2 protein-coding genes and 2 pseudogenes are annotated in these 2538 nt (G+C 76.2%); 3 read left to right on the forward strand and 1 reads right to left on the reverse strand.

What is annotated here, in order from left to right:
• A pseudogene (locus HTZ82_RS06125) lies at positions 1–242 on the reverse strand (hypothetical protein); the annotation flags it as partial.
• A 95-nt stretch (positions 243–337) separates the two neighbouring features.
• Between HTZ82_RS06125 and HTZ82_RS06130 the strand changes: the two are divergent.
• From HTZ82_RS06130 to HTZ82_RS06140, 3 genes and pseudogenes are all read left to right on the forward strand, one after another.
• Positions 338–1399: a type III polyketide synthase gene (locus HTZ82_RS06130; RefSeq protein WP_175408250.1), complete on the forward strand. Its 1062-nt coding sequence runs from the start codon at positions 338–340 to the stop codon at positions 1397–1399.
• A gap of 23 nt (positions 1400–1422) precedes the next feature.
• Positions 1423–1923, forward strand: a pseudogene (locus tag HTZ82_RS06135) (isoprenylcysteine carboxyl methyltransferase family protein); the annotation flags it as partial.
• 161 nt (positions 1924–2084) lie between these two features.
• A partial coding sequence (locus tag HTZ82_RS06140; RefSeq protein ID WP_175408252.1) for an FAD-dependent monooxygenase occupies positions 2085–2538 on the forward strand: 454 nt, incomplete at its 3' end.

A 2538-nucleotide genomic window follows, 5' to 3' on the forward strand; every position in this document is an offset into this window, starting at 1 on the left:
ACCGCCGCGGCGATCAGCAGACAGCCGGGGACGTCCTGTCCCGCGGCGGCGGCGAGGGCGGTGGTGAGCAGGGTGACGGCGGCCGCCGGTCCTGGGTGACAGGCCGTCATCAGCCCGCGGAGGGGGTGTCGGTTCCGTACGGAGGGAGTCGTGGCGGGTGGCGTCGTGGCGGGTGGCGTCGTGGCGGGGGCCGGCGCGCCGGTGCGGTGCGGCACCGTGGCGGCCCGGTCTGTGGCGTCCACGCGGCGATCGTAGGCGCTCAACGGGCGACCCGGTGGTACGACGACACGGTGTCAGGGCACACATGCGGTCACGTTGTCCCCGATATGGAGCTCTGATGACCCGGATCGCAGCCGTGCACGGAGTCCTGGCGCCCCACCGGCACCGACAGCGCGACCTCACCGACATGGTGGCCCGGAACTGTCTGCCCGAGGGCGCGGACCGGCGGGTGCTCGACCGGGTGCACGAGGGCGCGCGGGTGCGGTGCCGCCATACGGCGCTGCCGCTCGACCGGTACGGCGGGCTCGACGACTTCGGCACCGTGAACGACGCGTTCATCGAGGGCGCCGTGGAGCTGGGTGCCGACGCGGTGTCCGGGGCGCTGCGGGAGGCGGGGCTGTCGGCGCGGGACGTGGACCTGGTGGTGTTCACGTCGGTGACGGGGATCGCGGCGCCGTCCGTGGACGCACGCCTGGCCGGGCGGCTCGGGTTCCGGCCGGACGTGCGGCGGCTGCCGGTGTTCGGGCTGGGGTGCGTGGCGGGGGCGGCGGGTCTCGGCCGGGTGCACGACTATCTGCGGGGCTGGCCGGACCATGTGGCGGTGCTGCTGTCGGTGGAGCTGTGCTCGCTGACGTTCCAGCGGTCGGACCCGTCGCCGGCCAATCTGGTGGCGACGGCGCTGTTCGGGGACGGGGCGGCGGCCGTGGTGGCGTGCGGGGCCCGGCGACACGCGGAGTCCGCGGGTCCGACGGTGGTGGCGAGCAGGAGCACGCTGTATCCGGACACCGAGCGGCTGCTGGGCTGGGACGTCACCGCGACGGGGTTCCGTGTCGTGCTGGATCCGTCCGTGCCGGACGTCGTCCGCAAGAACCTCGCGGACGACGTGGACGGTTTCCTCGCCGAGCACGGCCTCGGACGGGGCGATGTGACGGCGTGGGTGAGCCACGCGGGCGGGCCGAAGGTCCTGGACGCGGTCGCGGAGGCGCTCGATCTGCCGGACGGGGCGCTGGAGGTGAGCCGGCGTTCGCTCGCGGACGTCGGCAATCTGTCGTCCGCTTCGGTGCTGCACGTGCTGCGCGACACGCTGGCGGCCGGCCGGAGACCGCCGGCCGGGACGCCGGGGCTGCTGCTCGCGATGGGGCCGGGCTTCTGCACCGAACTGGTGCTGTTGCGCTGGTAGTCGATGACAAGGGAAGGAGAGACGTGGACTGGTACGCCCTGCTGGTGCTGGCGATCGGCGTGGAGCGCGGCGCCGAACTGGTGGTCGCCCGGCGGAACGCCCGCTGGAGCCGGGCGCGCGGCGCCGTCGAGTACGGGTGGCGCCACTACCCGGTGATGGTGGTCCTGCACACGGGCCTCCTCGTCGGCTGTCTCGCCGAGGTGGGTCTGGCGGGGCGGCCGTTCGTCCCGCCGCTCGGCTGGACGATGCTGGCGGTGGTCGTGGCGGCGCAGGCGCTGCGCTGGTGGTGCGTGGTGACGCTGGGGCCGCGCTGGAACACGAGGGTACTCGTGGTGCCCGGTCTGCCGCTGGTGGCGGGAGGGCCGTACCGGTGGCTGCGCCATCCGAACTACGTGGCGGTGGTGGCCGAGGGGCTCGCGCTGCCGCTGGTCCACGGGGCGTGGGTGACGGCGCTGCTGTTCACGGTGTGCAACGCGGTGCTGCTGACGGTGCGGGTGCGGTGCGAGGACGCCGCGCTCGGCCGCCCGGCGGGCGCGCCCGGGTCCGGGACCGGGTCCGGGGCTGGGGCCGGGACCGGGGACGGGTCCGGGTCCGGGGCTGGGGCCGGGTCCGGGTCCGGGTCCGGGTCCGGGGCTGGGGAGGCGCTCGTGGACGAGGCCCCGCCGGCGGCCAGGGGCGGGGCGCGGTGATCGATGTCCTGGTGGCGGGCGGCGGTCCTGCGGGGCTCGCCACGGCGATCCGGGCGGCGCTGGCCGGGATGGAGGCCGTGGTGGTGGAGCCGCGACCGCACCCGGTGGACAAGGCGTGCGGCGAGGGCGTCATGCCGGGCGGTGTGCGGTCGCTGCACGCGCTCGGTGCCGCCCCGGCCGGTCACCCGCTGCACGGCATCCGGTACGTGGACGGCCCGCACCGCGCGCAGGCCGCGTTCCGTGCCGGCACGGGCCTCGGGGTGCGGCGTACGGAGCTGAGCGCCGCGCTGGACAGGCGGGCGGCGGAGCTGGGCGTACGGGTCGTGGCGGGCCGGGTCGGCGACGTACGGCAGGGACGGGACGGCGTGGAGGCGGCGGGGCTCCGGGCGCGGTGGCTCGTCGCCGCGGACGGGCTCCACTCCCCCGTGCGGCGCGCGCTCGGCCTGGACC

Origin of the sequence: Streptomyces sp. TRM64462, from assembly GCF_013362995.1 — a bacterium.
Taxonomy (GTDB): domain Bacteria; phylum Actinomycetota; class Actinomycetes; order Streptomycetales; family Streptomycetaceae; genus Streptomyces.